4 protein-coding genes are annotated in these 4022 nt (G+C 64.8%); 1 reads left to right on the forward strand and 3 read right to left on the reverse strand.

Annotated elements, in window-relative coordinates; translation table 11 throughout:
- On the forward strand, positions 1-726 hold a 726-nt coding region (locus EN906_RS25520; protein ID WP_127375464.1), incomplete at its 5' end, for an IclR family transcriptional regulator C-terminal domain-containing protein.
- A gap of 220 nt (positions 727-946) precedes the next feature.
- On the opposite strand, the gene EN906_RS25525 is transcribed toward EN906_RS25520, so the two are convergent.
- From EN906_RS25525 to EN906_RS25535, 3 genes are all read right to left on the reverse strand, one after another.
- Positions 947-2248, reverse strand: a complete 1302-nt coding sequence (locus EN906_RS25525; RefSeq protein WP_127271818.1) for an FAD-binding oxidoreductase — start codon at positions 2246-2248, stop codon at positions 947-949.
- Positions 2249-2250: 2 nt separating this feature from the next.
- Positions 2251-3630 carry a glutamine synthetase family protein gene (locus tag EN906_RS25530; RefSeq protein ID WP_127271820.1) on the reverse strand — a complete coding sequence of 460 codons (1380 nt, stop codon included), beginning with the start codon at positions 3628-3630 and terminating at the stop codon, positions 2251-2253.
- Positions 3631-3635: 5 nt separating this feature from the next.
- The coding region (locus tag EN906_RS25535; RefSeq protein ID WP_281060459.1) for a nucleotide disphospho-sugar-binding domain-containing protein at positions 3636-4022 on the reverse strand (387 nt) is incomplete at its 5' end.

The following is a 4022-nucleotide window of genomic DNA, read 5'->3' on the forward strand; positions in this document are numbered from 1 at the left end:
CGCGGCCTCGCCGTCATGGAGATCCTGGCCCGCCATCCCTCGGGCATGACGCTGACAGAAATGGCGGAGGAAGCGGGCCTCACCCGCGCCGGCGCCCGCCGCTTCCTGCTGACACTCACCGCCACCGGCTATGCAACACAGGCCGGCCGCGTGTTCTCGCTGTCGCCGCGCCTGCTGACGGTTGCCCGCACCTGGCTCGGCGGCGCCTCGCTATGGGCCTTCGCCGCGCCCATCATGCGCTCTGTGGCAGCACAACTGAACGAGGCCTGCTCGGCGGCCATCCTGTCGGGTGAGGATGTCGTCTATGTCGCCCGCATTCCCGGCCGCCGCATCCTCAGCGTGTCGCTCGACGTCGGCACCAGGCTGCCGGCCTACTGCACCTCGATGGGACGCATCCTGCTTGCCGGCCTGACATCAGGGGAATTGGACGCATTCCTCGGTCAGGCGACCATCGAGAGACGGACACCGAAGACGATCACCGATATCAGGCTGCTGGCCGGCGCCATCGGCAAGGCGAAGGCCGACGGCTTTGCCATCGTCGATGAGGAACTGGAGCTCGGCCTGCGCTCGATCGCCGTGCCGATCCGCGACCGGGCGGAGCGCACAGTGGCGGCCATCAACGTCTCGACGCAATCGGCGCGGTTTTCGGTGACGGAGATGGAGCGGGAGATACTGCCGGTGCTGGTTGAGGCCAGGCAGCGCATCGAGGATTTTTTTGTCGTCTAATCAATCGCCCGAAAACTCTTCAAACGCCAGCGCCGCCCCTCATTGCCCTGCCGGGCATTTCTCCCCGTATAGTGACGGGGAGAAAGTAGCTGGCGCAACGCCATCGCCTTTCCTGCAACATTGGCGATACCGGCGACAACAGCGTCCCTCGCCCCGTTGACGGGGAGAGGATGCCGGCAGGCAGGTGAGGGGCAGTGCTAACGTCGACAATTGCCTCTGATCAATGCTTGATACGATCCCGCATCGCGTACCATAGCATCCCCAGCACATAGAGCGGCCCACGCAGCGCCGTGCCGCCCGGGAACGGCATCGGCGTCAGCGTCGAGAACAAGTCAAGCCGCGAGGCATCGCCAGTGATCGCTTCGGCCAGCAGCTTGCCCGACAGCGTCGACAGGATGACGCCCTTGCCGGAATAGCCATGCGCAAAATAGACCTCGCCATAGTGCCCGATGTGCGGCAGCCTGGATGTCGTCACCGACACCAAGCCGCCCCAGGCCTGATCGATGCGGCAGCCCTTGAGCTGCGGAAAGGTCTTTTCCATATGCGGCCGCACGAAGCCGGCAATATCGGCCGGCGGTGACGGCGTGTAGCGTTCGCCGCCGCCGAACAGCAGGCGTCCATCCGCCGACATGCGGTAGTAATTGACGACGAAGCGGGTGTCGGACACCGCGACATTGGCCGGGATGACATTGCGTGTGCCCTCCAGCGGCTCGGTGGCGACGATGTAGTTGCCGACCGGCATGATGCGGCTGTTGACGCGCGGCTCCAGCCCGTTGAGCAGAGCGTCACCCGCCAGCACGACATGTCTGGCCCGGACCGATCCCTTTGCAGTCGAGACCCGGATCGAAGGCTCGCGCTCCAGTTTCACCACCACCGAATTCTCGTGGATGATGACGCCGACCGCAACTGCCGCACGGGCAAGGCCCAGCGTGTAGTTCAGCGGATGCATGTGGCCGCCGAGCGGCTCGTACATCGCGCCATGGTAGGATGTGTCGACCTTGGCTCGGGCTTCCGCCGCCGACAGGATCTCGGCATGCGGAAATTTCATCACCGTGGCCAGACACTCGGCCTCTTCCTCGAGATCCCTGAGGTCGGAGCCATTGACCGCGCCGACCAGATGGCCGGTCAGCCTGAGATCGCAATCGATGGCGTGGCGCTCAATGATATCGAGCACCAGCCCGCGTGCCTCGAAGGCAAGATCGAACAGCACCTTTGCCCGCTCCGGCCCGTAGAGTTTGACCAGGCCCTTGGCGCCCTTGCGCAGGCCGGGGATCATCTGGCCGCCATTGCGGCCCGACGCGCCCCAGCCGATCTTGCCGCCTTCGAGCAGCACCACTTTCACGCCGCGCTCGGCGGCGTGAAGGGCGGCTGACAGGCCGGTGCAGCCGCCACCGACGACAACCAGGTCGGTGTCGACGTCGCCGACCAGCGCCGGATGGTCCGGCGCCGGATTGGCGGTGGCGACATAATAGGATTTGGCGATATCGAGGCCCGAATTGAAACCCGTTGAACTGGAAGCCATGTTCACACCTTCAGCAGAAGGTGGTCGCGTTCCCAACTCGTCACCACGCCCTGGAACAGGTCGAGCTCGACGCTCTTGACGCGCAGATAGGTCTGGAAGAAATCCTCGCCGAGCAGTTCCCGCACCGGCTCACATGCCTCGAAACGATCGAGCGCCTCCTCCATCGTTTTCGGCAGCGTGCTCTTGATCTTGTAGGCATTGCCCGACGCTTCGGCCGAGCGCGCCAGTTTCTGTTCGACGCCAAGATAGCCGGCAAGCAGCGAGCCGGCGATCGCCAGGTAAGGATTGGAATCCGCACCCGGAAGCCGGTTCTCCACCCGCCGCGCCGCGCGGCCCCCGGCCGGCACGCGCAGGCCGCAGGAGCGGTTGTCATGCGACCATTCGATGTTGGCCGGCGCGCTGTGGTTCGGCCTTATGCGGCGGAACGAGTTCACGTTGGGCGCAAACAGCGGCATGATTTCCGGGACATATTTCTGCAGGCCGCCGATGAAATGGCCGAACATTGCGCTGTCGGCATCGTCGCTGCCGGCAAACAAAGTCCTGCCGGCCTCGTCGATGACCGACATGTGCAGATGCATCGAGCTTCCCGCCTGTGCGGCGATCGGCTTGGCCATGAAGGTGGCGTGCATTCCGCTCTGCTGCGCGGCCTGGCGCGTCAGCCGCTTGAACAGCAGCACCTTGTCGGCCAGCGGCAGCGCATCGCCATGCAGGAAGTTGATCTCAAGCTGCGCCGTACCCGATTCATGGATCAGCGTGTCGAGCGGCAGGCCGGCCGCCGCCGCATAGTCATAGACTCGGCGGATCACCGGCTCGAACTCCTCGAGCGCGGCCATGTCATAGGGATGCTGCACACCCTCGGCACGGCCATTGGCGCCGATCGGAGCGGTCAGCGGCTGGTCCGGATCGGGATTGGGCGCGGTCAGATAAAATTCGAGCTCCGGCGCCACCACCGCCCGCCAGCCGCGCCTGGCGTAGAGGTCGAGCACGGCGCGCAGCACATGGCGCGGCGAGGCCATCCAGGGCCGGTCGTCCATATGGAAGGCATCGGCGAAGACATAGGCCTTGCCGGGAGCGGCACCCGGCGCCAGGCACAGCGTCGAGACATCGGGCACCATGCGCATGTCCGGGTCCGAATAGGCAAAACCCTCGTCGATCGAGCCGGAGTAGCGGCCGTCGATGCTGACCAGGAAAGCGCTGCTCGGCAGATAGAGCGCGCGATCTTCCAGCGCCTGGAGGAATTTGGCCGTCGGCAAGGCCTTGCCGCGCAGGACGCCGTTCGTGTCGGGCACCAGGCACTCGACTTCGTTGATCCCGTGCCGGGCCAGCCAGGCCTTGGCGTCGTTGCCGCTGGAGAGCGAGATATTCGTGTTGTTGTCAGGCATTTCGTTCATGTCCGTATCAAAGAGAGTATGGCTTGGGCGGCCACATCCGTTCCAGGTTTCAGCGCCATTTGGGCTGCATTGTCCTTGAGGCGGGCGCGCATGGCATCGTCGGCCAGCAGGCCGAGAATCGCTTTCTCCAACACTCCTTCGGTCCAGGCGTCGCGGCCGATATGGTCACCGACGCCGGTTTCTCCGGCGCGGCGCGCATTGTCGTGTCCGTCCCAGCAATAGGGCATGATCAGTGACGGCACGCCGAAGCGCAGCGCTTCGCAAAAGCTGTTGTTGCCGCCGTGATGGATGAACAGGTCTGACTTCGCCACCACCGAGGGCTGCGGAAACCAGGCGTCGAGATAGACATTGTCCGGCACCGCACGGTAGGCGTCGCGCAGGCC

It is taken from the genome of Mesorhizobium sp. M7A.F.Ca.CA.004.06.1.1, from assembly GCF_003999135.1.
Taxonomy (GTDB): domain Bacteria; phylum Pseudomonadota; class Alphaproteobacteria; order Rhizobiales; family Rhizobiaceae; genus Mesorhizobium.